Consider the following 24,131-nt stretch of genomic DNA (forward strand, 5'->3'; position numbering starts at 1 on the left):
CGGCCGCGAAGAGGCCGCTGCCGGCGTCCTCGACCTGCTCGGCGCCTCCCGGCTGGTCACCCTCACCGGCCCCGGCGGAGTCGGCAAGACCCGGCTGGCCGTGGAGGTCGCCCGGCGGTCCTCCGACGCGTACCCCGACGGTGTGTGGCTCGTGGAACTGGCCGCGCTCGCGCCTTCGCCGGGCCCTCGGGCCGATCCCGACGCGGTGAACGCGGTGGCCGAGGCCGTCATGAGGGTCCTGGACATCCAGGAGGGAGACGGGGCGGGCGGGGCCCTGTCACCGGCCCGTCGGCTGGCCGGTGCGCTGCGCGACCGGCGGCTGCTGCTCGTCCTGGACAACTGCGAGCACGTCGTGGATCCGGTCGCCGAGCTGACCGCCACGCTGCTCCCGGACACACCCGGCCTGACTGTGCTGACGACCAGTCAGGAACCGCTCACCATCAACGGCGAGCGGGTGTGGCCGGTACCGCCGCTCCCCCTGCCGAGCGCGGTCGCGCTGTTCACCGCCCACGCCGGGAGCGGGAGCGGGGACGTCGCCGAGGCCGAGGCGGTCGCCGAGCTGTGCCGCCGCCTCGACGGCATCCCGCTGGCACTGGAACTCGCCGCGTCGCGCGTGCGGACCATAGGCGTACACGGTCTTGTCGCCCGGCTGGACGACCGGTTCGCACTGCTGGCCGTCGGGCCACGGAACGCCCCCGACCGTCAGCGGACCCTGCGCGCGGTGATCGACTGGAGTTGGGGGCTGCTGACGGCGGCCGAGCGCGTCGTGCTGCGCAGACTGGCCGTTCACAGCGGGAGTTGCGCCCCGGAGGCGGCCGAGACGGTCTGCGCGGGGGGCGACGTGCGGTCCACCGATGTCTTCGAGCTGCTCGCCCGCCTGGTGGAACGGTCGCTGGTCGTGCTGTCCGACCGGCCGGAGGGTCCCCGCTACCGGCTGCTGGAGTCGGTCAAGGAGTACTGCGTCGAACAGCTGTGCGTGGCAGGCGAGTTCGACGCCGTACTGGAGCAGCACAGCCGGTACTACGGCGAACTCGCCGTCCACGCGGGGCCGTTGCTTCGGGGGCCCGAGCAACAGCGCTGGCTGGAGCGGCTGGACGCGGAGGCGGCCAACCTACGGAGCGCGCTCGATTTCGCCGTACGGCACGGGGCGGGCGAAAGGGCGTTGCGTACGGTGAACGCGCTGGCCTGGTACTGGGTGCTGCGCGGGCGACCGGCCGAGGCCCGGCGGTTCCTGGACGCGGCGCTCGCGGCCTTCCCCGCACCCGCACCCTCGCCCTCGCCCGATCGCGCCCTGGCGACGGCGTGGCGGGCGGGTATCGGCCTGCTGCAAGGCGAGTCCGGGAATTCCGGGGACGCGGTCCTGGCGGCGTACGAGAGCACGGAGGGGACGGAGTGGATCGACGACCCCCTCGGCCGTGCCACGGCCCTGTGGTTCCTGGGCTTCGCGCAGATGGGATCCGGTGACGTGGCCACCGGGGAGAGCCTGGTGAACCGGTCCCTGGACGCGTTCCACGCCATCGGCGACCCCTGGGGTACGGCGGCGGCCCTGAGCGTACGGGCCCGGCACGCCATGGCCCGCGGCGACCTCGACGCCGTCCGGCGCGACGGCGAACGGAGCGCACGGCTCTTCGAGGAGACCGGTGACCGGTGGGGACGGCTCCAGACCGTGTTCCCGCTGGCGGCGCTGAGCCAGATCACCGGCGACTACGAGCACGCCGCCCGTCTCCAGCGCGACGGGCTGGCCATCGCCGAACAGCTCGGGCTGTGGACCGAGGCCGCCAAACGGCTGTGTGGCCTGGGCAGGCTCCATCTCCTCACCGGCGATCACGCGCAGGCCCGCGCGTGCCACGGGCGCGCCCTCAAGCTGGCGCGCGAACAGAACTTCAGGTCGGGAGAGGTGGACGCCGAGCTCGGGCTCGGACTCGGCGCACGCCAGGAGGGCGACCACGACCTGGCCGAGCACCATATGCGCGGGCTGCTGGCCTGGTTCCGCGAGGTGGACTACGGCCCCGGCATCACGCTGGCGCTGGCGGAACTCGGCTTCGTCGCCGAACTCCGGGGCGACGCGGAGGCCGCCCGCACCCTGCACCTGGAAGGCTTCGACATCGCACGCGAACTCGGCGACCCCAGAGCCGTGGCCCTGGCGGTGGAGGGGCTGGCCGGCGCGCGGGCAGCGGCCGGCCGGTACGGGGACTCCGCGAGGCTGCTGGGCATGGCGGCGGCGGCCCGGGACTCCGTCCGCGCGCCACTGCCGCCCGCCGAACGCGGGGACGTGGACCGTGTGTCGGCGGTGGCGCGCGAGGCGCTGGGGACGGCGGGGGCCGCGGGCTTCGACGCGGAGTTCGACCGGGGCGCGCTGCTGGACACGGTCGGCGCGCGGGCTCTGGCGACGGCGTGAGCGTGGCCGAGTCGTGGGTGTTCGCGGACGGATCCGAGGGGCCGGTGACTCCCGGCGTGGCAGTCGATCTGCTGCGGAGCAGGATCGCCGGCGGGGCTCTTGAGTCGTGGCTGGTCTCTTCGGGCGGGCGGTCGCTCGCGGTCGTCAGCAACTCCGAGCGGGCGATGGTCGTGCTCCTCGACGGCGAGGGGGATCCGGGCGCGCACGCCACGGATCCGGGGGCCGACGGCGGGAGCGACGGGTTCGTGCTCGCGAACGGGCAGAGCGACACGTATCCCGATGAGGACACCGTGCCTCTCGGTGAGGCGCTTCGGATCGTCGGCCATGTCCTCGCCACGGGCGGGCCGCCGGCCGACGCGGCGTGGACGGTCGACCGCTGACCACCGACTGCCGCCCGGCTCAAGGGAGCAACCGCCGCTCCTTCGCCAGTGCCACCGCCCCCGACCGGGTCTCGACCCCCAACTTGCCGTAGATCCGGCCCAGATGGGTCTTCACCGTCGCCTCGCTGATGAGGAGCGCGCGGGCGATGTCACGGTTGCCCAGGCCGCGCGCCAGCTGCTGGAGTATGTCCAGTTCCCGTTCGGACAAGGTGGGCCGCGGGCTGCGCAGTTGGGCCAGGACCCGGTCCGCGACGGGCGCCGAGAGCGCGGTGCGGCCGGATGCCGCGCCGCGGATGGCGGCGAAGAGTTCGTCCGGCTGCTCCGCCTTGAGCAGGTACCCCGTGGCGCCCGCCTCGATGGCGCGGGTGATGTCGGCGTCCGCGTCGAACATCGTCAGGACCAGCACGCGCGGCCGGCCCCCGCCCACCGGCCCGTACGCCTCTCCCGCGAGCAGCCGCCCGGTGGCCACCACGCCGTCCATGCCGTCGCCGAGCTGGAGGTCCATCAGTACGATGTCGGGCCGTACGCGCGCGGCCGTCGCCAGCGCCTCCTCGCCGCTGCCCGCCTCGCCGACCACCTCGATGCCGTCGGTGCCGTCGGTGCCGTCGGTGCTGGACAACAGCGCGCGCAGACCGGCGCGTACGACCGCGTGGTCGTCGCAGAGCAGCAGCCGTACGGGAGTTGTGGTCTCGGGCGCGGTCATGACACCGCCTCTCGGGGACTGTCGATCACGGATACGAGGGGAACGGCCACCGACACCACCGTGCCCTCCCCCGGCTCGGACTCCACGGTGAGCGTGCCGCCCAACTGCCGCGCCCGCACACGCATGGCGGGCAGCCCGTGCCCGCGCCCCGGGCTGGCCGCCACGGAAGCGGGCCCAGAAGCGGGAGCAGGTCCAGAAGCGGGAGCAGGTCCAGAAGCAGGAGCAGGCCCAGAAGCGGGCGCGGGAGCGAAGCCGCGGCCGTCGTCGGCGATGTCCAGCGAGATCTGCTCGTCCAGGCAGGTCAGGGTCAGCGCGGCCCGCGTCGCCCCCGCGTGCTCGCGTACGTTGGCCAACGCGCCCTGCGCGATACGCAGCAGCGCCGCCTCCACCCGTTCCGGCAGCGGCCCCGGAGTGCCGTCCAGCCGGAAGACCACCGTCAGTTCCGCGCCGCTCTCGCGGTCGGCGAGCGCGCCCAGTGCCGGGGCGAGCGTGCGCTCGGCGAGGTCGGCCGGGCTCACACCCCGATCACCGCACCGATCACCGCGCCGATCGCGCAGCCGACTCCGCCAGTACCTCCCGCAGGAGCAGGCCGAATTCGTCCGGCCACTTCGCGTATCCGACGTGACCGCCGGGGAACATCACCAGCTCCTTGCCGAGGCGCTCCGCGAGGGCGACGGCCGGGCGGTGCACGTCGTGCGTGCGCGAGTCCTCGCCGCCGGCCACCGCCACGCGCCCGGCCAGCGGGGCGAGCGCGGCGAAGTCGGGTACGAAACGTGTGAACGGCCGCATCACATGGGCGAGGAAGAAGTCCGTGTTGTCGTTCGCCTCGGGCAGCACCGGCGCGGGACGGCCGCCGAAGACCGCGCTGAACTGCTCCATCGCCGCCGGGATCCCCTCGCGGCGGTACGTGGCGTGGACGGCGTCGATGAAGGCCAGCCGCTCCACGGCGTCCGGCAACAGCCCGAAGGCGGGCGGCTCGTGGACGACCAGCGCGGCGATCCGCGCCGGTAGCCGGCCCGGTCGCGGGTCGGCGAGTCGCTGCGCGAGCTGGAGGGCGAGCTGGAGCGCGATGAGCCCGCCCGAGCAGCTGCCGAAGACCCGGACCGGCTCGTCGGGTTCGGCCACCAGGTCGAGCAGGCGTTCCGCGTCGTCGGCGTGGACCTCGACGCGCTGGTCGACCGGGGGGCCGTCGAGCGGGCTGCGGGAGTTGCCGCGCGGGTCGAAGGTGAGGACGCGGTGGTCGACGGCGAAGTGGGCGGCCAGGCGGTCGAAGACGGCGGCGTCGGAGTTTCCGCCGCCCATGAGCAGCAGGAGCGGTCCGCTGCCCCGTACCTCGTAGTGCAGGACCGCGCCGGGCACCGCCAGCGTGCCGACCAGCGCCTCCGCCTCGGTCTCGGTCGGGGTGTCCACCGTGTCCATCGCGCTCCAGACCAGAATCGGCGTAACGCCGCAGCGTCATCACGTTTCCACCCAGAGTAGCCATGTCCAGTATCGTGCGAGGGGAGCGACAACCGCGCCGATCGCACCGATCCGTATCCCAGGGGGTGGCCGACATGGCAGACGACACCGGCGGCGCGGCCAGGCCGCGCCTCCTGCTGAACGCCCAGTCCTTCGGCTTCGGGCCACCGGCCGCGACGGCGATCCTCGCCCGCGAACTGGCCCCTTTCTGCGAGGAGTTGGCGTACTTCGGGGGTGGGCACACGCTCGACCTCCAGCACCGGCCGCCGTACCGGGCGGTGTACGGGACCACCGGCCTGTCCGACGAGGAACGGCTGGCGTCGCTGCGCCGACTGGCGCCCCGCTACGACCTGTTCGTCACGGCCATGGACTTCGCCGAGGCCGAACTGGCCCGCTGCGCCGGGCTGGAGGTGGCGGTGTACGACGCGCTCACCTGGTTCTGGCCCGAGATCCCGGCGGTCGCCGGGGACGCCGCGCTGTACATCGCGCAGGACTTCTTCGGGGTCCGGGAGCGGATCGCGGCGGACCCGGCGCTCCGGCGGAACGCCGTGATCGTGCCGCCGATCATCCCGCTCCTGCCGCCCCGGCAGATCTGGCGGCCCGAGCGCCCGGGGACCGGCCGGCGCCGGCACGTCCTGCTCAACCTGGGCGGTCTCCAGAACCCGTACTGGCAGCGGTCCGACGCCGTCGCGTACGCGCGGCTGATGCTGGACGCCGTACGGTCCGCGCAGCCCGCCGGCCGGCCGGTCGTCGTCACGACGAGCCGCGGGGTCGCCGAGGCGCTCGGCGACCCCGCCGTCCGTACCGCCGACCGCGACACCGTGCTCGACCTGATGAGCGGCGCCGCGTACGCGTGCATGACCCCGGGCCTCGGCAACATCTACGACTCGGCGGCGACCGGCGTACCGACCCTGTGGCTGCCGTCCGCCAACGAGACCCACCATCTCCAGGCCCGCCTCCTCACCGAACACGGCTGCTGCGACGCCCGGGTGGACTGGCCGGACGTGGGCGGCCCCGCCGACTACGGCGCACCGCGGCCAGCCACCCCGGAGGCGCTGACGAAGGCGATCGTGGACGTGGTGCGCCGCCTCTCGTCCGAGCCGTCCCTGCCTGCCCTGCGGGACCGGCTGGCGGACCAAGTGGCCAAGGCCACGGCCGGACTTGGCCTCGTACCCGGCGGGGCGCGGGCGCTGACGGAGCGATTCGGCCACGGCGGCACGCGGGAGGCGGCGGCGGCGCTGGTGCGCTGGTGCGGGGAGAACTCCGCCCGCCGACCCGCACCGGACCCGCGGCGACCGCCCCGTACCGGAACCGCTCCCCGTACGTGAGGATGGCCGGGACCGGCGCGCGGCCGGTCCCGGGAGCCGATGGGAGCGGGTCGTCGTGCTGTTGCGGCAGCTGGAGTACCTGGTCGCGCTCGCCCGCGAGCGGCACTTCGCGCGGGCCGCCGACGCCTGCTTCGTGTCGCAGCCCTCGCTCTCCGCCGCGATACGCAAGCTGGAGCACGAGCTGGGCGTGCCCATCGTCCGACGCGGCCGGCGCTTCGAAGGGCTGACCCCGGAGGGCGAGCGGGTACTCCTCTGGGCGCACCGGATCCTCGCCGAACGCGACGCGCTGCACCACGAGTTGTCGGTCATGCGCGGTGGCCTCACCGGCACGCTGCGCCTCGGCGCCATCCCCACCGCCCTGACCGCCGCGTCCCTGCTGACCACGCCTTTCTGCGAGCAGCACCCCCTGGTCCGTGTCTCGCTGGAGACACTGTCGTCGCGCGACATCACGCGGCGGCTGACCTCGTTCGAGCTGGACATCGCGCTCACGTATCTCGACGACGAGAGCCTGCGCCAGGTACGCAGAACGCCGCTGTACGAGGAGCGGTACCTGCTCCTCACACCCCACGACAGTCCGCTCGCCCGGCAGCGGTCGGTGCGCTGGGCCGAGGTCGCCGGACTGGCCCTGTGCCTGCTGTCACCGCAGATGCGCAACCGCCGGATCATGGACGAGTACTTCGCCGCCGAGGGCGCGAACGTCACCCCGGCCATCGAGACCGACACCGTCGCGGGTCTCTACACGCACATGTCGGCGGGCCGGTGGTCGAGCGTGATCTCGCACGCCTGGCTGCACATGTTCGGCGTCCCCGAGGCGATGCGGGTGGTCCCGCTGGTGCATCCGACGCACGGCCCGCGCGTGGGTCTGGTCATCGCCGACCGCAGCCCCGAACCGGTGCTCGCGAAGGCGCTGTTGGAGACCGCGCGGCGGGTGAGCGTACGGGAAGTGCTGAACGGCCTGCTCGACGCGCATCTCGCGCCGAGCGAAGCGGCGGAGCCGAAGCCCGAGCGATAGAGCCCGGGGCGAGAACCCGAGCAGGGGAACCCGCACGATCGAACCCGCACGTCCGAACCGAGCGATAGCCGGCGCCTATCCCGGCATAGAGAAGTTCGCTTTGCCAGGGCCGACGCCAGGACCCACCGTAAGAGGCACCTTCCGAAGCACTCCCGCAGCAACGGACGAGGAGCCGCAAGTCATGGCGAAGATCCTGTGTGTGCTGTACGACGACCCGACCGACGGCCAGCCCACCACGTACGCCCGCGACGACCTCCCGGTCATCGACCACTACCCGGGCGGGCAGACCACCCCCACCCCCGAGGGCACCGACTTCACCCCCGGCCATCTGCTGGGCAGCGTCTCCGGTGAACTGGGCCTGCGTTCCTTCCTGGAGAGCCGCGGCCACACCCTCGTCGTCACGTCCGACAAGGAAGGCGCGGGATCGGTCTTCGACCGCGAACTGGTCGACGCGGACATCGTCATCTCCCAGCCGTTCTGGCCGGCCTATCTGACGGCGGAGCGCATCGCCACCGCCAAGAACCTGAAGCTCGCCGTCACCGCGGGCATCGGCTCCGACCATGTCGACCTGGACGCCGCCATATCGCACGGCGTCACCGTCGCCGAGGTGACGTACTGCAACAGCATCAGCGTCGCCGAGCACGTGGTGATGACGGTGCTCGGCCTCGTACGCAACTTCATCCCCTCGCACCAGATCGTGCTCGACGGCGGCTGGAACATCGCGGACGCCGTCTCGCGCTCGTACGACCTGGAAGGCATGCACGTCGGTACGGTCGCGGCCGGCCGCATCGGGCTCGCCGTCCTGCGCCGCCTCGCCCCCTTCGACGTCCAGCTCCACTACACCGACCGCCACCGCCTGCCGGAGGCCGTCGAGCAGGAGCTGAACCTCACCTGGCACGAGTCGACCGCCGCCATGGTGCCGCACGTCGATGTCGTCACCATCAACGCGCCGCTGCACCCGGAGACCGAGGGCCTGTTCGACGACAAGCTCATCGGCACCATGAAGCGGGGCGCGTACCTCATCAACACCGCGCGCGCGAAGATCGTCGACCGCGACGCCGTGGAGCGCGCGCTGCGCAGCGGTCAGCTCGCGGGTTACGGCGGCGACGTCTGGTACCCGCAGCCGGCCCCGGCCGACCACCCGTGGCGCACCATGCCGCACCACGCGATGACGCCGCACATCTCGGGCTCGTCGCTCTCCGCGCAGGCGCGGTACGCGGCCGGCACACGGGAGATCCTGGAGTCGTACTTCGCCGGGAACCCGATCCGCGACGAGTACCTGATCGTGGAGGGCGGGGCGCTCGCCGGCACGGGAGCGCACTCGTACTCCACGAAGGAGAGCTGAGCCCCGGCGCGCGACAACTCCCCGCGAGGTGCGACCGTGCGCGCCCATGACGGCGTTCCGGGAGCACACGCGGCGGGCAGGTGAGTGGGTGAGCGGGCGCCGGAGGCGCTTCCGGCGCCGCTCAGGTCCGAGATCCGGGCGGTCCCGGACCGCATCCGGCGGCACGACTCGCCCGACAGCCGCCATCCGTACCTCGCGATCGGTCACCACACCGAGAGCGGGGTACGGCGCGTGGTGGCCGTTCAGCCGGTTCTGAAGGAGCTCGGACTCACCCCGCGCGCCCTCAGCTCGGCCACCACCTCCCGGCCGTCGGGAACGTACCTGGCGCCATTGCCGGTGAGAACGAGGTGCGTGAGCCCGCCGATCTCCAACAGCGGGGCCAGCGTGGGGACCTGGAGGGTGTACGTGCCCCGGAAGTCCATCTTGCTCAGGGCGGGCAGCTTCGCGAGCGCGGAGATGTCGCGCAGCCCGAGCGAGTAGCCCCTGATCGACTCCACCGTCGTGCTGCCGATCAGGAAGTCGTAGTCCGGCCACTCCTGATAGGCGAACTCCAGCTCGCGAAGCGCCTTCATCCGTCCCAGCGGGGGCGCCTTCAGCAGGTCGCAGCACTCGATCCTGAGCCGGCGCAGGGTGGGCGAGTCGACGAGGGCGCCCAGCGACTCCAGTTGTCCGGCCCACTCCAGCCGCAGTTCGGTCAGCGGAGCCCGGCCCACGAGACCGTCCAGGTCGTGCAGGAGGTGGCATCTGAAGATCCACACCTGCCGCAGCTCCGGCAGATCGCCGACCCGGCCGACATCGGTCAGTGCGGGGCAGCCGCGTACGTCGAGAACGCGCAGGTCGGGAAGGTCCGGCGCGCCGTCGAGGGTACGCAGGGCGGGGATCCGGTCGAGCGCCAGCACCCGCAGGCCCGGCAGATCGGGCAGGAACCCGAGATCGGGTCCGCCGTCGACGTTCGCCAGGAAGAGGCTGCGCGGGGCGGGTGCGCCGGCCAGCGAGGAGAAGTCGGACAGCGCCATGCAGTCGCGCACCCTGAGCAGATCGAGGCGGGTCAGGGCCTCGACCCCGGCGACGGAGGTGAGCCGTTCACAGAGGGCGAGTTCCAGGGTGGTGAGGCCGGGCAGGCCCGCTATCGCCCGCAGGTCCTGGAGTTCGTCGCATTCGGTGAGGATCAGCTCGGTGACGTCCGGGTGGTGGCCGAGGCCGTCCAGCGACCTGAGGCGGCGGACCTTGTCCATGCGCAGCACGCGCAGGCGGGGCATCTCCGCGATGCCCTGGAGGGTGGTGAGGTGGGCGCAACTGGTGAGGTCCAGCTCGGTGATCGCGCCGACGTCCGTCAGGGCGGACAGATCCTTGATCCCGGTCCAGCCCAGGTCGAGCGTGGCCAGCCGGCGCAGGCCGCTGAGCGGGCGGATGTCGCGCAGCCCCCGGCATCCCTGGAGGCTGAGGGATTCCAGGCCGGGCAGCGCCGCGCCCAGTCCGGCGACGGACTGGACGCCCGTCATGCTGAGGTCGAGCCGCCGCAGCACGCGCAGCTTCAGCAGCGGGCCGATGTCCTTGACCTTGCGGCAGCGGTGCAGGCGCAGACTCTCCAGAGCGGTGAGCCGACCGAGCGGCGTGAGATCGTCGATGCCCGAACAGCCGCCCAGATCAAGGCTGATGAGCCAGGTGTACTCGGCGAGCGGCGTCAGGTCGGTGAGCCCGGAGCAACGGTCGAGATGGAGCGCGCGCAGGACGGGGGCGAGATGCCGCAGCCCCTCCGGGAGGACCTTGCTCACCTTGAGATCGGTGCGGTTCTCGCGCGCGTAGGCGGGCACGAGGAGCAGTTCGGCGAAGCCGTCGGGGTCGGCGACCTTGGGCCACATCTTCAGGAGCACGTCGGTGCTCGGCTCCCCGACGACGGCGAACCGCGCGGCGAGCGCGACGGCCTCCCCGGGGTCGACGGCCGGGGCGCCGGCGCCCCGGACGAGCAGTTCGCGTACGGCCTTACGGGCCTGCGGCGGCTTCACGGTGGCCAGCAGCCCGCGCCAGGCGTCGAGTTCACCGGCGCCGTGGGAGGGGGCGCCGATCGGAGAGTTGGTCATGCCACGGCAGGATAGGTGCCGGGTCCGACAGCGCCGGCTGTGCGGCTGTGCTGGCTGTGCCGCACCAGGGCGCGCGGGAGCGCCACGGCGCGGTTCTCCTCGGGAGACCCCTCAGGCCCCGACCTCGAACGAACGCAGCCACAGCTCCAGCGTGAGGACCAGCCACAACTTGCCTCCCTGGCGCGGCAGCAGCGTGCCCTCCCTCCGTAGCCAGGACCGGATCGTGTCCTCACGGAACAGGCCACGGGCACGCGCCGACCTGCCGAGCAGCAGGTCGTGGCCCAGCTCGCGCAGGGGGCCGTCCAGCCACTGCTGGACCGGTACCCGCATCCCGCTCTTGGGCCGGTCCACGATCGTCGGCGGCAGCAGGTCCCGTACCGCCTCCTTGAGGATCCACTTCTCGCTCGTCCCGGCGAGCTTCAGCCGGGGCGGCACCCGGAACGCGTGGTCCACGACGGCGCGGTCGAACAGCGGGGCGCGGCCCTCCAGCCCTTGGGAGGCGGTGATGCGCTCCACCTTGGTGAGGATGTGGTGGGCGCCCTTGGTCCGCAGGTTGGTGTGGAGCAGCTGGTTGAGCAGGCCGGTCATCCGCCCCTGGCTCAGATAGGGCGTCAGCAGGTCCGTCACGGGCGGCGCGTCCGCCAGTTCGGCCAGCGCACCGGGCGTCAGCAGCACCGGCAGGTCGCCGTGGCACTTGCGGTACGAGTCGACGTAGGCCCGCGCCCGCGAGTCCACGCCCGGCTCGTCGCGGTGCAGTTCGTGGATGAGCATCGGCAGGTTCTTGGGGCCGCCGAAGACCGGGTCGCCGCCCTCCCCGTTGAGCACCACGCTCATGCCGTCCGCCGCGACCGCTTCGGCGAGCATCAGGTTGGGCACGGTGAGCGGGTCGCCGACCGGGCTGTCGAGCAGCGCGACGGTCTCCGGCAGCCGCGCCGCGACCGCCTCGCCGGGCACGGTGAGAACCTGGTGCTCGGTGTGGCAGTGGGCGGCGACCAGCCCGGAGTAGGCGAGTTCGTTCGGGGCGTCGCCGCCGAAGCTGATCGAGTACGACCGGACGGCCTGGTCGTGCAGCTTGGCGGCGAGGGCGGTGACCAGGCTGCTGTCCACACCGCCGGAGAGCAGGACGCCGACCGGTTCGGCGGCCGGCAGCCGCCGCGCGGTGGCGGACTCCAGCAACTCGCGCAGCTCCCGAGCGTGTTCGGCGGCCGGGCGCTCGTCGGCCACCTCGGCCGGCTCCCAGTACGTCTCCTCCACCGTGGACCCGTCGGGCTTCAGCCGTACGCACCGCCCCGGCAGCACCTCGTGGATCCCGCGCAACAGGGTCTCCCTGCCGGGCAGATACGCGAAGGTGAGGAACGACCGGACCGCCGGCAGATGCAGCCCGGTGTCCAGCGCCGGCCAGCGCTGGAGCGCCCGCAGCGAGGTGGACGCCGCCCATGCGGCCCGGTCGCCCGTGCCGGCGCGGGCGTGGAAGAGGGTGCGGGCGCCCATGTGGTCGCGTACGAGGACGAGTTCGTCCCGTTCGGCGATGGCGAGCGCGAACATGCCGTCGGCGGCGGCCAGTCCGGCGGCGCCGAACCTGACATACGCGCGCAGGAGCAGTTCACCGTCGGAGCAGTCACCGGGGGCGCCGTCCGCGCCGAGCCGGGAGCGGAGTTCGGGCGCGTTGTGGAGCGTGACCTCGCCGATCGCGTGCACGTCGCCCACCCGGTACGGCCCCGTCGCCGCGCCGGGCCCGTCGAGCAGGCCGAGCGCGTGACGGCCGTCCCGCGTCCGCACTGGACGGCCGCCCATGGCCGCCACCTGCCCGGCCGGGTCGTCGGCGGTCAGACACGCACACCAGCGGGACATCGCGTCCCCCTTCTCTTCTCTCTGTTTCTCAACTCCGGTGGCCTGTAGGCCCCGAGAGGGCCCGAACACCCCGGCTCAGCCGAAGTCGTCGTCGGTGTCTCCGGAACCGTCACCCCAGTCCCCGTAACCGCCGTCGTCCCCGCCGTCGCCCCCACCACCGCTGCCGCCGTCGCCGCCCGACGCGCTCGCCTCGGCCTGGCGGCGCAGTTCCTCCTCCTCATCCGGGGAGAGGAAGGCGGGCGGCATGGTGAGCGCCGCGCCGACGAAGGCACCGGCGGTCACCGCGCCCAGCACGGTGCCCAGCCGGCCGCCGAACGACGTCCGGTTCACCGTGAGCACCCCGTCGCTCCACAGCGTCCGGCCGTAGCCGGCCTCCCTGCCGTAGAGGGGACGGCGGCCGTCGGCGTAGACACGCTTGACGATGCGCCGTCCCAGCAGCTCGTCGGTGCCCGAGCCGCCGCGCTCGTCCCGCCACCGCACGACGCGACCACCCCGACCGCCGGCCTCCGCGCCGCGCCACTCCTGGCCGCCGTCCGAATACCGCCGGTGGACCGTGCGGTCGGCGAGCAGTTCGTCGGTGTAGGTGATCTCCCGCCTCTGCGGCTGCGGCACTGCGGTTCCTCTCATGCGGTGGGCCAGCTCAGGAAGCCCGCCCTGCGTACCTGACGAAGCTCGGTCAACTGCGAACGCGGCGTGCGTACTTCCCGTACGAGACGGTGCACCGTACGGAGCAGTGACGCCGGGTTCACGGCGGCGACCTCCACGAATCTGCCGCGCCGCAGCCAGTCGCGCTCCCAGCGACCGAGCTCGAACGCGAGCCCCTGACCGGGGCCGGGACCGGCCGCGGGAAAAGCCGCCGGAACGGCGGCGTACGCCGGGCCCCGGCCGTGCACCAGATGCAGCGCCCCCGCCTGCCGGGGCCGCAGGCCCAGCGGGACGACCCGCACCCCGTCCGGTACGTCGACGGACCGGACGAACCGCGCGGGAAAGGTGAGGCCGCGCGCGCTCGCGTCGTGCAGGAGATAGACCGTCGCCCGCTCCGCCAGTGCCAGCATCCTCAACACCCCTTGGTCGAGGGGCAGTTCGGAGGGGCCGTAGACCGGGCACGCCGACTCCATCGGCACGCCGTTGGCCCGCAGCATGGCCGCGATCTCGTCGGACTCGCACACCAGCAGTCTCGGCAGGCCGTAGTCGAACAGGTCGGCTTCCGGTGTGTGCCGTCCGGCCGCCCGCCGGGGCTTCGGCACGACGGGCGGCAGCAGGCCGTCCAGCGGGCCGGGCCCGTGGCGCCGCAGCGCGGCCAGGTACGCGTCGTACGTCAGCGCGGGGGCCGAGGTGAAGTGCGTACGCCGGGGCGCCCGGTGCCATGGCATCAGCACCCGGCACACCTCGTAGTACAACTGCCGCTCGGTGAAACGGAGTTGTCCGGGGGCGGCGGCCCTCTCCGCCGCCGTCCTCAGCACACGGTCGAGGATCGCGTCCCCCACATGCCTCGTCTGCCCTGCCTGCTCCTCGCCGCTCATGACGCCGTCGGCCAGGTGAGGAAGCCGACCTGTCGCGCCCGGCCCAGGTCCGGGTCGGCCAGCCCCTCCGCCCGGTCCACCGCCCGCGCGACGACGGCCAGCAGCTTCGCCGGCGGTACGGCCGCGAGCGGGGACCACCAGCCACGGGTCAGCCAGTCGGCCTCCGCGGCGGTCAGCGCCGACGACGACAGACGTATCGCGTCCAGGTCCCCGGGATCGAGCGGCTTCCGCAGCCGCACGGCGTTCTCCTTGTCCATCACGGTGCGCGGCAGCATCCCGGCGATCACCACCCGGCCGTCGAGCGCGGCCCTGGCGGCGGACGCGAAGGCGAGCCCCGCCGGGCTGGCGTCGTGCAGGACTATCCCCACGACCCCCTGTCCGCCGGGCCGGGCCGGGCCGGTGGATATGTGCCGGAGCTGGTCCGTCGACCCCACCAGCGCGAGCGAGTGCGTCTTGTGCGCGCCGTTCAGCGTGAGGCAGGCCAGCACGTCACGGTCCGGACAGAGGAGGGCCAGCCTCGGGCCCGGCTCCCCGACGCCGGGGACCACCGGGTACTGGGCGCTTCTCTCGTCCGTCAGCCCGGCCGGCGGCCCGCCGTGGACGACGGCCCAACGGCCGATGATCGCGGTCCGGAAGACGTCGAGCGACATCGGGACCCGCACCGTGCCGGTCCGCTTCGCGCGCCGGGAACCCCGCGCCGTCACCAGGAGACTCAGCGCCAGGACCAGCACGCCCACCACGAGGGCGGGGCGCACCACGTCCGGATCGAACCCGGAGCTGCCGCTGACCACCAGCAGGATGAAAGCCGTCAGGATGACGAGGAAGGCGGCGACGCATCCGTACTCCACAACCCGGGTGGGTGTGTGGTTGCGCGCGGCGGCGTACCAGAGCTGGGTGGGCGTGTAGCGCAGACCCTCGCCGTTGCCGAGCTTCTCGATGAGCTTGCGCATCCGGATGTCGTGCAGGCGGAAGGTGTTGTCCTTCGGTTCGAGCGCGAAGACGCGCTTGCAGACCGAGCAGGTCCTGCCCCCTCGTTCTCTGTACCGAAGGCTCTTCTCACAGTGCGGGCAGATCACGGCGGCCCCCTCCAACTGCCCCGACAAGCACATGGTTTCGTTATGTCGACCGGACAGATCCTAGACGACGGAGCTTGATTCACATGTCCAATTCCCATACAAGAATGAAACACGAGGCGAACGCGGAGAACGAGGTCCACGACGTCTCCGAATTCACCGATGCGGCCAGGAATGTGGTCACGCCTGTACTGCAACTCCCCGAAGACATCGCCCTGGCCGTGGTGAATGCCTTCACGAAGGTCGTGAGAGACGCGAAGAGAAGCGAATCGGCCACAACGTCGAACAGCGACGGGATAACACGCTTCCAGACTTTCGAGGAGGGCGACGTCTATATGCTCGAAGCGCCCTTCGATGATTTCTTCGCCGATCGCTATCTGATGGATTTCTACAATGTGGAGGAACGCGGCGTCTGCTCCCGTATGCATATGCACACCGGGCTGCGGTTCGTGCGGATGATGACGGGCCCGGACACGAGGATCCGGGTGAGCAGCCTCTCCCCGTTCGACATCACGGGCGTCTCCGGGGTCACTCCCTTCTCCCTGCGGTCCTTCGAGGACGAGCTGCCCGACACCCCGCCGGGTGTGGAGCGGACCCGCTACAACCTGGTCGTGCCGCCCTGCTCATTCGTGGACATGCAGATCCCGCGCGGGGTGAGCCACCAGTTCAACGCCGTCGGCGAGCACGCCGTGATCGATTCCGTGCACCCGGAGGAGTCCGTGGAGACATTCCGCGAAAAGATGTCCGGGTTCAAGATGATGGCCCAGACGGTATTCCTGGCGGACGAACTCCCCACGTCCGACACGTGCGCGGATCTGCCGGCATGAGGGCGGCTACGTGTCGTCCTCGGACGTCGTAGAGGTCGTGGACGCGGTGGACGCGGTGGACGTCGTAGAGGTCGTAGAGGTCGTAGAGGTCGTGGAGAGCCTGCGCAGCCATTCCGTCATCAGGGCCACTTCCGCGGTGCTGAGCCCCGACTCCGCCGACCGCCCCAGCAGGACGTTCAACTGGGCCGCCGCCGCGGGCAACCGCGTCCGGTTCGCGGCCCGCGTGCCCGTGCCGCCCTCCGCCGCCACGTCCGGGGTGAAGACGGTGGCGTGCACGGCGTCGCGGACCCGCCGGGAGGTGTCCCTGTCGGTGAAGGTCGAGGGACGGGCGACGAGCATCAGCGCCACCCCGACGTTGGCCGACATGACGACCTGGGCCGCCGCCTCGGGCGCCAGCCGCAACTTGCCCTCCTCCGCCGCCCGTCGCAGATCCCTGGTGAGGATCTCGTGGGACTCCAGGGCCGCCGCCGGGGGCGTACGCATCGCGGGGGAGTACATCAGCCGGTACAGATTCGGGTTGTCGAGCGCGAACTCCACATGGCTGTCCCAGCCCTTGCGCAGATCCTCTATGGGGTCGTCCGCCGCGGCGCGCTGCCGCTTGGTCTCCAGGTACTTGTCGAAGCCGTAGTCCACGACGGCGGACAGCAGCCCTTCCTTGTCCCCGAAGTGCCGGTAGAGCGCCGGGGCACCCACCTGCGCGGCGTCGCACACGGCCCGGGTGGAGACGTCCCCGTTGGGCGACTCGGCGACCAGCCGGGCCGCGACTTCCAGGATCCGCGCGCGTGTACTCATCGCCGACGACCGTATCAAGGGCCCCGTAGCGCTGTTACGCACGAGGAGCCTCCGGAGCGGTGGGAGCCGCGGCGGCGTGGGGAGCGAGGAGGTCGTCCAGGCCGATACGGGTGAGGAACTCGGCCCGTATTCGGTCCGCGACCCGGCTGACCTCTTCCGAGCCGTCGTTCGCGGGGTCCACATGGACCCGGAACGGTCGCCTGCCGTACGGGGCGTCCACGACGGCGACGATGGCGTCGGCGACCTGTGACACGTCGGCGCCGGCCGGCGCGAGGTCGGCCAGGCGCCGCGCGACCTGGTCCATGAGCCCGGCGTACCGCTCCTCGTAGGCGGGGACGACGTCCTGCTCGGACGGGTGCCCGCCGGTGGTGAAGTGGTTGGTGCCCGAGGTGAAGGAGCCGGGCACCACGATGCTGGTCTCGATGCCGAAGCGGGCCAGCTCGGCCGCGTACGAGACGGCGAGGGAGTCCATGGCGGCCTTCGCGGCGAAGTACGGCGCGAGATAGGGCGGGGTGCCGCCGCGGCTGGAGGTGGACCCTATCCACAGGACCAACCCGCGCCGCTGGGCGCGGAGATGGGGCAGCACGGCCCTGTTGACGCGCTGGGTGCCGAGCACGTTCGTGTCGTAGACGGCCATCAACTCCCGCGGCGTGAACGCCTCGGTGGGCCCGGTGACCAGGTGGCCCGCGTTGTGCACGATCACGTCGAGCCCGCCGGCCTCGGCCAGCACGGTGGCGGTGGCGGCGTCGGCCGACTCCTGGGAGAGCACGTCCAAGTCCACCGTACGCAGGTCCACTCCGTGCCCGGTGGCGTACGCCCGCGCCTCGGCGACCCGGTCCGCGTTACGGCCCGTGGTGTCGCGCATCGCGGCGTAGACGGTGTGCCCCGCGCGGGCGAGGGAGCGCGCGGCGAGCGCTCCGAAGCCGGAACCGGCACCTGTGATCACGATGGTTTTCGCGGTGTGACCCATAACAGAACTCCACTCCTCGATCATCGGACGAAACAGCGGAAACGGCGGACGGGACGGACGGGGCGGAGGGGCGGACGGCGCGTCAGATGATGCCGCCGTTGGCACGCAGGACCTGGCCGTTGACCCAGCGGGCCGGTCCGGCGAGGAAGGAGACGACCTCGGCGATGTCCTGCGGGCGGCCGAGCCGCTCCAGCGGGGCCTGGGCGGCCAGCTTCGAGACGGTCTCCTCGTCCTTGCCGTCCAGGAACAGGGCGGTGGCGGTCGGTCCTGGCGCCACCGCGTTGACGGTGATGTCGCGTCCGCGCAGCTCCCTCGCCAGGATCAGCGTCATCGCCTCGACCGCGCCCTTGCTCGCCGCGTACGCCGTGTATCCCGGGAAGGCCAGGCCCAGCACCGAGCTGGAGAAGTTGATGATCGCCCCGCCGCTCCGCAGCCGGCGCGCGGCCTGCTGGTCGACCACGAACGTGCCGCGGATGTTGGTGCGGTGCATACGGTCCAACGCGTCCAGCTCCGTATCGACCAGCGGAGTCACCGACATGACACCCGCCGCGTGCACGAGGACGTCCACGCCGCCGAAGGCTTCTTCCGCCGCGTCGAAGAGCGCGGACACCGCGACCTCGTCGGCCACGTCGGCGCGGAAGGCCATGGCCGTCCCGCCCGCCTCGGTGATGGCGGCCACCGCCGCCCGCGCCTCGGTCTGATTGCCCGCGTAGTTGACAACGACGGCGTGCCCGTCGGCCGCCAGGCGCTCCGCGCTCTCCCGGCCGATCCCGCGGGACCCGCCGGTGACGATCACTACTCGACGCGCTGTGCTCGGCTGCTCGCTCATGACGGTGCTCCCTGGATAGCGGTCTTCGCCTTCCGACAACAACAACGCTAACATGTTCGACGTAGCGACGCTACCCCTCTCTTCGGCATCGCCGTAACATCGCTATGCGCATCGCCCGCCCGGCCGCCGCGCCCCCGCCCTCCGGGGCCGACGGAGTGATTCGAAAGAAAATCCCGCGAGCTGTCGAGAAGCCGTCATCGGCTCCGACGTCCCCTGTGAGAGTTGCCCACAAGGGGCGACAGCACGGCACAGGGAGCGACGTCATGAAGTATCTGGTGATGGTCCAGGGTTCGCAGGCCGACTACGACGCGATGAGCGGCAAGGCGTCGGAGCACAGCGCGGCCTGGAACGAGAAGGACCTGCAAGCGATGTTCGCCTTCATGGGAGCGGTCAACGACGACCTCGCCGAGTCCGGGGAACTGGTCGACGCGAACGGTCTGGGCGCACCCTCGCAGACCCGCTTCGTCGGCGCGGACAAGGACGGCAAGCCGGTGATCACCGACGGTCCGTACGGCGAGACGAAGGAGCTGCTGGCCGGCTACTGGGTGCTCGACTGCGCGAGCCTGGAGCGGGTCACCGAAATCGCCGCGCGCGTCGCGGCATGCCCCCAGCCCGAGGGCGTCCCGTCCTACCCGGTCGTCATCCGGCCCATCCAGGAGGGCCCGGAGACCGACGGCTGAGACACCGTGCGCGCCCCGGCACGACGGGGTGTAATACGCGGTGTGAACGACGGCACGAGCGAGACCACGAACGACGGCACGGTCACACCGGCCGGCCCCACCACGACCGAGGACCTGCTGCGCCTGCACGCGCCGCAGGTCCTCGGCGCGCTCGTCCGCCGCTACGGGCACTTCGACCTCGCCGAGGACGCCGTACAGGAAGCGCTCATCGCCGCCGCCCAGCAGTGGCCGTCCGCCGGCCTGCCCGACAACCCCCGCGGCTGGCTGATCAGAACCGCCTCCCGCCGTCTCGTCGACCAGCTCCGCAGCGAGGAGGCGCGGCGCAGGCGCGAGGAGAGCGCCGCCGCGCTCGCCCCCCGGGACGCCTTCACCACGCCGCCGCCCGGTGAGAGCCGCGCCCCCTCGGAGGACGACACCCTCACCCTGCTCTTCCTCTGCTGCCATCCCGAACTGCCCGCCGCCGGCCGGACCGCGCTCACCCTGCGCGCCGTCGGCGGTCTGACCACCGCCGAGATCGCCCGCGCGCATCTGGTGCCCGAGGCGACGATGGCGCAGCGCATCAGCAGGGCGAAGCAGAAGGTCAAGGGCGTGCCCTTTCTCCAGCCCGGCCCCGAGGACCGCGACCGCCGGCTCGCCACCGTGCTCCAGGTGCTCTACCTGATCTTCAACGAGGGCCATACGGCCACCTCCGGCAGCGAGTTGCACCGCGCGGATCTCGCGCACGAGGCGATCCGGCTGACCCGGGCGGTACGACGGCTGCTGCCGACGGAGGGCGCGGTGACGGGCCTGCTCGCGCTGATGCTGCTCACGGAGGCGCGGAGCGCGGCCCGCACGGGACCGCACGGCGAACTCATCCCGCTGGACGAGCAGGACCGCTCCCGCTGGGACCGTGCCGCGATCGGTGAAGGGACGGCTCTGGTCGAGGAGGCGCTGTCCCAAGGACCCGCCGGGGCCTACCAGTTGCAGGCCGCCGTCGCCGCGCTGCACGACGAGGCGGCGAGCGCCGAGGACACCGACTGGCTCCAGATCGTGGCTCTCTACGACGAGTTGCTGCGCCGCGCTCCGGGGCCCGAACCGATGGCCGAGCTGAGCAGGGCGGTGGCCGTCGCGATGGCGCACGGCCCGGAGGCCGGACTCGCGGAACTCAAGGGTCTGGAGAAGGAGTTGGCGGGCCACCACCGGCTCGACGCGGTGCGGGCCCATCTGCTGGAGAGGGCGGGCGACACCGAAGGCGCCCTGGCCGCCTACCGGTTGGCCGCCGACCGCACGCTCAGTGTGCCGGAGACCCGCTATCTGATGATGCGGGCGGCCCGCCTGCACGCCTGACGGCCGCGCACCTCCCCACTACAGCGGTTCGCCGAGCGGCCCGAACTCCGCGACCAGCGACCTCGCCCAGTGCGCGGCGAAGTCCGGCCGCGTACCGTCCGCGTCCGTGAAGCCGTACTCCTCGTACAGCCCCCACGTGGCCAGCGCCCGCCCCGACTTGGCCATGATGTCCGGATCGGCGGCCAGCGCGGCGACCGCGCGCCCCAGATACGCCGGACTCTCCGAGTGGGCGAAGTTCGGGTCCTCGGCCACCGCGTCCCGCCAGGTCTCCTCGGTGACGCCGAAGCCCTCCAGCATCGCCTCGGAGCGCAGAAAGCCGGGCGTGATCGCGACGGCGGCGACACCGTACGGCTTCAACTCGGCCGCCTGCGCGACCGCGAGGCGGATCACCGAGGACTTCACGAGGTCGTAGAAGAAGGTCCCCCGGTAGCGGGCGGTGTTCCCGTCCGTCACCTCCACGACCAGCCCGCTCCGGCGGGCCACCAGCAGCGGCAGCGCGTAGCGGCTGGTGATCACATGCGTGTCGACCGCCTGTCGCAGCAGCCGGAACCCGGCGTCCAGGTCCTGCTCCCACAGCGGATGCTCCCAGTCGGTCAACGGGTCCCCGCCCCAGACGGAGTTGACGAGGATGTCCAGCCGCCCGTCCTGCTCGGCGGCGATGCGGTCGACCAGGGCGCGTACGTCGTCGGCACTGCTGTGATCGGTACGGACGGCGATGCCGCGCCCACCGGCGGCGGTGACCAGGTCGGCCGTCCCCTCGATGGTCTCGGGGCGGTCCAGGTCGGAGCGTCCGGCGGAGCTGCTGCGGCCGGTGACGTACACCGTCGCGCCGGCCGCGCCGAGTTCGACCGCGATGCCGCGCCCGCCGCCCCGGGTGCCGCCCGCGACGAGCGCGACCCGGCCGGCCAGCGGTCGCGACGTCCTGGCCGTGTCCTTCATGATTCCTCCTCGTCGGCGGGGACGGGCAGCTCCATGTGCCGGTCCGGCACCTCGTCGATCCCCTGCCGCGTCCGCCGCGTCCGCCGCGTCCGCCGCGTCCGCCGCGCGAGCGTGAGCCCGTCGGACCCGACACGTCAGACGGGCCCGACGCGTCCGACACGTCCGACGACGTCACCGGTCACGCGCGCGCTCACGGCGTCAGCACCTCCGTCAGCGCCCCCGGCGACACTCCCGGTGACACCTCCGGCGACGTCACCGCCGCCGGAAGGCGGATGCGTGTCGCCGAGGTGCCTGGGCCCTTGGGGGTCGGGGGAAGCCAGCGGGTGATGCCCGCGCGGTCGTGGAGCAGGTCCGCCTCCTTGTAGCGGTCGCAGCCGGCGTGCCAGACCAGGATGCCGGAGAGCCAGTTCTCCAGCTCCCTCACATAGCCGTCGAGAACCTCGCGCGCCTCGTCGTCCAGGGCGAAGTCGTCGTACAGAACGGGGAGTTCGTTGGCCGCGACATGCTGGAACTGGCGCATGCGGCCCTTCATCAGGTCGTGGACGATCGCGACGCCCGTCGGGTAGTCGCAGTTGAAGAAGGACTGCACCACCAGCACGCCGTTGTGGACCTCCCCCTCGAACTCGATCTCCTTCTGGTACGAGAAGAGGTCGTTCATCAGGCACGCGTAGTCCTGGGCCGCGTTCTCCAGGGACTTCATCGGGCCGCTGCGGTAGATCTCCGGCGGCACCACCCGGCCGTGGCCGATGCGGGACAGGCTCATCGTCATGTTGGAGCCGAAGGTCTGGCGGCGCATCTCGATGTAGTCGACGGGGTCCGGGATCCGGTTCTGGATCTGGTTGGCCAGCTCCCAGACCCAACTGGCCGTCATCTCCTCGACGGCCGTACGGAAGTCCCGCCGGGCGTCCACGTCCATCGGGCCCGCCGTACGCGTCCACAGGTCGGCCAGGCCGCGCTCCAGCGCGCTGAGCGGTGGCGGGGTGGCCGACGTCTCGATCGGCATGAAGAGGGACAGCCGTTCGTTGCAGACCTTCGCCGCCGCCAGATTGCGGGTGTTGCCGTACACGGCGGGGAAGAAGTCGTCGCCGTACGTCCCCCAGGCCAGCCAGTCCGAGGTCAGGTCGAGCCCCTCGGGGGTGGCGTCGGGGTGGATGCCGGCCGCGCAGAGCGGGAGGTCGATACGGCGGATCCGGTCCTCGTCCCAGACGTCCGAGCCGGGGACGCCCGGCTGCCCCTCCAGGATGCCCATCCGGCCCGCCCATTCCACGACGTGCTCCCGCGACGCCTCCAGATACGGGCTGAGCGCCGCCTCGAACGGCATCTCGAACTCGGGCAGGATCGACGGCCCCACCCGCTGGTACGGCACATGGCTGTGGCCGCGCGCCCTGGTGGGCGCGCCGTTGGTGAGGCTCTTGAGGTAGTCCGACGCCGCCGTCCAGCGCCCGACCGGGGTCAGCGAGAACAGCGGCCCCGCCGTCTCCCCCGCCCCGGCGCCACCGCCCGCCCCCGCGCCGTTCATGTACCGGCTGGAGCGCATGTGCCACTCGTGGCCGCCGGACTGCCAGTCCTGGAGGCCCTTCACGTACGCCAGGGTCCCCGCCGCCGCGACCGGATCGATGCCCTTCTCCACGAAGAGCGGGCCCAGCTCGGTCAGCGCCGTGTTCTCGAACTGGTGGAGGCGCGACGTCAGCAGGTCGTTGACCGCGTCGGCCGCCTCCTGTGTCGTGCAGCCCAGGAACGTCTCCAGGACGAGCACACCGTTGCTCAGCTCGCCCTCCTCCTCGATCTCCCGCTGGTACGAGAAGAGGTCGTTGCGCAGATGGACCCCGTCGGAGAACGCGTCCCGCAGGACCCGCATCGGACGGGAGTCGGCGATCCCGGCCGGCACCTCCGCCCCCGCCGCGTACTCGATGAGCCCGGCCGACCACGGCGCCCCGCCGACCTTGCGGCGCATCTCGATGTACTCGACGGGATTCGCGATCCGCCCGGCATTGATGTTGGCGAGCTCCCAGAGGGATTCGTTGAGCAGATTCTCCGTGCTCTCGGCGAACCGCGCCCGCCAGTCCAGGGACATCGACGGGACGGTGCGCTCCCAGAGATCGGCGAGACCCGCCTCCACCGGATTCGTCGGCTCGGGAAATCCGTCGGCGAGATCCATCGGCATGAAGGCCGCGAGCCGGTCGAGATACGCCTTGCCGCCCTCGCGGTCCTGCGTTCTCTTGAAGATCTCCAGGAAGTGGTCGTCGAAGAAGAAGACCCACACGTACCAGTCCGTGACCAGCGACAACTGCGGCCCTGTGCAGTCGGGATGGGTGTACGAGCACAGCAGCGCGTAGTCGTGGGCGTCGAGATCGCTCTGCTCCCAGACCCCGGAGCCCTCCAGCATCCCCATGTCCCGTGCCCACGTCCGGGAGTGCTCCCTGGCCTCCTCCAGACATGGATTCATACGCGCCGGATAAGGCATGTAGAAATCCGGCAGTTCAAAGGGCTGTGTCACTGGTGCGCGGCCTTTCCCGTGGATTCCGGAGGATTCCGGCAGCTGTCCGTGTCCAGCCCTACCCCCCGCCCCGTACCGCCATTCGCGCCATAAAACAGTCATATGAACACACCGTCAGG

The 24,131-nt window shown here is 72.0% G+C and carries 20 protein-coding genes and 1 pseudogene; 8 read left to right on the plus strand and 13 right to left on the minus strand.

Annotated elements, in window-relative coordinates:
- The coding region (locus P3L51_RS07850) for an ATP-binding protein (RefSeq protein WP_354604355.1) at window positions 1-2,398 on the plus strand (2,398 nt) is incomplete at its 5' end.
- Window positions 2,395-2,778: a hypothetical protein gene (locus tag P3L51_RS07855; RefSeq protein WP_354604356.1), complete on the plus strand. Its 384-nt coding sequence runs from the start codon at window positions 2,395-2,397 to the stop codon at window positions 2,776-2,778. The genes P3L51_RS07850 and P3L51_RS07855, both read left to right, overlap by 4 nt.
- A gap of 19 nt (window positions 2,779-2,797) precedes the next feature.
- Here P3L51_RS07855 and P3L51_RS07860 read toward each other — a convergent pair whose 3' ends face one another.
- The 3 genes and pseudogenes from P3L51_RS07860 to P3L51_RS07870 all read right to left on the minus strand — a co-directional run bounded on the left by P3L51_RS07860 (window position 2,798) and on the right by P3L51_RS07870 (window position 4,900).
- On the minus strand, window positions 2,798-3,481 hold the full coding sequence (locus P3L51_RS07860; protein WP_354604357.1) for a response regulator: 684 nt from the start codon (window positions 3,479-3,481) through the stop codon (window positions 2,798-2,800).
- A pseudogene (locus tag P3L51_RS07865) lies at window positions 3,478-3,999 on the minus strand (sensor histidine kinase); the annotation flags it as partial. The gene P3L51_RS07860 and the pseudogene P3L51_RS07865, both read right to left, overlap by 4 nt.
- A 19-nt stretch (window positions 4,000-4,018) precedes the next feature.
- Window positions 4,019-4,900 carry an alpha/beta fold hydrolase gene (locus tag P3L51_RS07870; RefSeq protein WP_354604358.1) on the minus strand — a complete coding sequence of 294 codons (882 nt, stop codon included), beginning with the start codon at window positions 4,898-4,900 and terminating at the stop codon, window positions 4,019-4,021.
- A 134-nt stretch (window positions 4,901-5,034) separates the two neighbouring features.
- On the opposite strand from P3L51_RS07870, the gene P3L51_RS07875 reads away from it, so the two are divergent.
- The 3 genes from P3L51_RS07875 to P3L51_RS07885 all read left to right on the plus strand — a co-directional run bounded on the left by P3L51_RS07875 (window position 5,035) and on the right by P3L51_RS07885 (window position 8,624).
- Window positions 5,035-6,267 carry a hypothetical protein gene (locus P3L51_RS07875; protein ID WP_354604359.1) on the plus strand — a complete coding sequence of 411 codons (1,233 nt, stop codon included), beginning with the start codon at window positions 5,035-5,037 and terminating at the stop codon, window positions 6,265-6,267.
- Window positions 6,268-6,322: 55 nt separating this feature from the next.
- The gene (locus P3L51_RS07880; RefSeq protein WP_354604360.1) at window positions 6,323-7,279 is read left to right on the plus strand and encodes a LysR family transcriptional regulator; all 957 of its coding nucleotides are present in this window, start codon (window positions 6,323-6,325) and stop codon (window positions 7,277-7,279) included.
- Between the two features lie 181 nt (window positions 7,280-7,460).
- The gene (locus P3L51_RS07885) at window positions 7,461-8,624 is read left to right on the plus strand and encodes an NAD-dependent formate dehydrogenase (RefSeq protein ID WP_354604361.1); all 1,164 of its coding nucleotides are present in this window, start codon (window positions 7,461-7,463) and stop codon (window positions 8,622-8,624) included.
- A gap of 242 nt (window positions 8,625-8,866) precedes the next feature.
- Here the strand turns inward: P3L51_RS07885 and P3L51_RS07890 are convergent, their stop codons facing one another.
- The 5 genes from P3L51_RS07890 to P3L51_RS07910 all read right to left on the minus strand — a co-directional run bounded on the left by P3L51_RS07890 (window position 8,867) and on the right by P3L51_RS07910 (window position 15,188).
- Entirely contained in the window at window positions 8,867-10,705 is a 1,839-nt protein-coding gene (locus P3L51_RS07890; RefSeq protein WP_354604362.1) for a leucine-rich repeat domain-containing protein, read from the minus strand.
- Window positions 10,706-10,816: 111 nt separating this feature from the next.
- Window positions 10,817-12,556 (minus strand): asparagine synthetase B family protein, encoded by a 1,740-nt coding sequence (locus P3L51_RS07895; RefSeq protein WP_354604363.1) that lies wholly within the window; start codon window positions 12,554-12,556, stop codon window positions 10,817-10,819.
- Window positions 12,557-12,631: 75 nt separating this feature from the next.
- Window positions 12,632-13,168 carry a hypothetical protein gene (locus P3L51_RS07900; protein WP_354604364.1) on the minus strand — a complete coding sequence of 179 codons (537 nt, stop codon included), beginning with the start codon at window positions 13,166-13,168 and terminating at the stop codon, window positions 12,632-12,634.
- An 11-nt stretch (window positions 13,169-13,179) separates the two neighbouring features.
- Window positions 13,180-14,079: a hypothetical protein gene (locus tag P3L51_RS07905; protein ID WP_354604365.1), complete on the minus strand. Its 900-nt coding sequence runs from the start codon at window positions 14,077-14,079 to the stop codon at window positions 13,180-13,182.
- Window positions 14,076-15,188 carry a hypothetical protein gene (locus tag P3L51_RS07910; protein WP_354604366.1) on the minus strand — a complete coding sequence of 371 codons (1,113 nt, stop codon included), beginning with the start codon at window positions 15,186-15,188 and terminating at the stop codon, window positions 14,076-14,078. Before P3L51_RS07910 ends, P3L51_RS07905 begins: the two co-directional genes overlap by 4 nt.
- Window positions 15,189-15,259: 71 nt before the next feature.
- On the opposite strand from P3L51_RS07910, the gene P3L51_RS07915 reads away from it, so the two are divergent.
- Window positions 15,260-15,979, plus strand: coding sequence for a hypothetical protein (locus P3L51_RS07915; protein ID WP_354604367.1), 720 nt, complete (start codon window positions 15,260-15,262; stop codon window positions 15,977-15,979).
- Between the two features lie 6 nt (window positions 15,980-15,985).
- On the opposite strand, the gene P3L51_RS07920 is transcribed toward P3L51_RS07915, so the two are convergent.
- The 3 genes from P3L51_RS07920 to P3L51_RS07930 all read right to left on the minus strand — a co-directional run bounded on the left by P3L51_RS07920 (window position 15,986) and on the right by P3L51_RS07930 (window position 18,570).
- Entirely contained in the window at window positions 15,986-16,771 is a 786-nt protein-coding gene (locus P3L51_RS07920) for a TetR/AcrR family transcriptional regulator (RefSeq protein WP_354604368.1), read from the minus strand.
- Between the two features lie 34 nt (window positions 16,772-16,805).
- A complete protein-coding gene (locus P3L51_RS07925; protein ID WP_354604369.1) occupies window positions 16,806-17,741 on the minus strand; it encodes an SDR family NAD(P)-dependent oxidoreductase in 936 nt (311 codons plus the stop codon).
- Window positions 17,742-17,823: 82 nt separating this feature from the next.
- Complete coding sequence (locus tag P3L51_RS07930; protein ID WP_354604370.1) at window positions 17,824-18,570, minus strand: SDR family oxidoreductase; 747 nt, start codon at window positions 18,568-18,570, stop codon at window positions 17,824-17,826.
- A 263-nt stretch (window positions 18,571-18,833) separates the two neighbouring features.
- On the opposite strand from P3L51_RS07930, the gene P3L51_RS07935 reads away from it, so the two are divergent.
- Window positions 18,834-19,250, plus strand: coding sequence for a YciI family protein (locus P3L51_RS07935; protein ID WP_354604371.1), 417 nt, complete (start codon window positions 18,834-18,836; stop codon window positions 19,248-19,250).
- Window positions 19,251-19,364: 114 nt separating this feature from the next.
- Window positions 19,365-20,576: an RNA polymerase sigma factor gene (locus P3L51_RS07940; protein WP_354604413.1), complete on the plus strand. Its 1,212-nt coding sequence runs from the start codon at window positions 19,365-19,367 to the stop codon at window positions 20,574-20,576.
- Window positions 20,577-20,594: 18 nt separating this feature from the next.
- Here the strand turns inward: P3L51_RS07940 and P3L51_RS07945 are convergent, their stop codons facing one another.
- Window positions 20,595-21,515 (minus strand): SDR family oxidoreductase, encoded by a 921-nt coding sequence (locus P3L51_RS07945; protein ID WP_354604372.1) that lies wholly within the window; start codon window positions 21,513-21,515, stop codon window positions 20,595-20,597.
- Between the two features lie 190 nt (window positions 21,516-21,705).
- The gene (locus tag P3L51_RS07950; RefSeq protein ID WP_354604373.1) at window positions 21,706-24,012 is read right to left on the minus strand and encodes a terpene synthase family protein; all 2,307 of its coding nucleotides are present in this window, start codon (window positions 24,010-24,012) and stop codon (window positions 21,706-21,708) included.
- Between the last annotated feature and the right edge of the window lie 119 nt (window positions 24,013-24,131).

The sequence above is a fragment of the Streptomyces panacea genome (genome assembly GCF_040560175.1).
Classification (GTDB): domain Bacteria; phylum Actinomycetota; class Actinomycetes; order Streptomycetales; family Streptomycetaceae; genus Streptomyces; species Streptomyces panacea.

Bases quoted from the DNA above. Each gene is read 5' to 3' on its own strand.
- P3L51_RS07935 (WP_354604371.1), top strand. From the start codon at position 18,834: ATGAAGTATCTGGTGATGGTCCAGGGTTCGCAGGCCGACTACGACGCG.
- P3L51_RS07895 (WP_354604363.1), bottom strand. From the start codon at position 12,556: ATGTCCCGCTGGTGTGCGTGTCTGACCGCCGACGACCCGGCCGGGCAG.
- P3L51_RS07945 (WP_354604372.1), bottom strand. From the start codon at position 21,515: ATGAAGGACACGGCCAGGACGTCGCGACCGCTGGCCGGCCGGGTCGCG.
- P3L51_RS07870 (WP_354604358.1), bottom strand. From the start codon at position 4,900: ATGGACACGGTGGACACCCCGACCGAGACCGAGGCGGAGGCGCTGGTC.
- P3L51_RS07930 (WP_354604370.1), bottom strand. From the start codon at position 18,570: ATGAGCGAGCAGCCGAGCACAGCGCGTCGAGTAGTGATCGTCACCGGC.
- P3L51_RS07925 (WP_354604369.1), bottom strand. From the start codon at position 17,741: ATGGGTCACACCGCGAAAACCATCGTGATCACAGGTGCCGGTTCCGGC.
- P3L51_RS07905 (WP_354604365.1), bottom strand. From the start codon at position 14,079: ATGAGCGGCGAGGAGCAGGCAGGGCAGACGAGGCATGTGGGGGACGCG.
- P3L51_RS07910 (WP_354604366.1), bottom strand. From the start codon at position 15,188: ATGTGCTTGTCGGGGCAGTTGGAGGGGGCCGCCGTGATCTGCCCGCAC.
- P3L51_RS07885 (WP_354604361.1), top strand. From the start codon at position 7,461: ATGGCGAAGATCCTGTGTGTGCTGTACGACGACCCGACCGACGGCCAG.
- P3L51_RS07890 (WP_354604362.1), bottom strand. From the start codon at position 10,705: ATGACCAACTCTCCGATCGGCGCCCCCTCCCACGGCGCCGGTGAACTC.
- P3L51_RS07920 (WP_354604368.1), bottom strand. From the start codon at position 16,771: ATGAGTACACGCGCGCGGATCCTGGAAGTCGCGGCCCGGCTGGTCGCC.
- P3L51_RS07915 (WP_354604367.1), top strand. From the start codon at position 15,260: ATGAAACACGAGGCGAACGCGGAGAACGAGGTCCACGACGTCTCCGAA.
- P3L51_RS07860 (WP_354604357.1), bottom strand. From the start codon at position 3,481: ATGACCGCGCCCGAGACCACAACTCCCGTACGGCTGCTGCTCTGCGAC.
- P3L51_RS07875 (WP_354604359.1), top strand. From the start codon at position 5,035: ATGGCAGACGACACCGGCGGCGCGGCCAGGCCGCGCCTCCTGCTGAAC.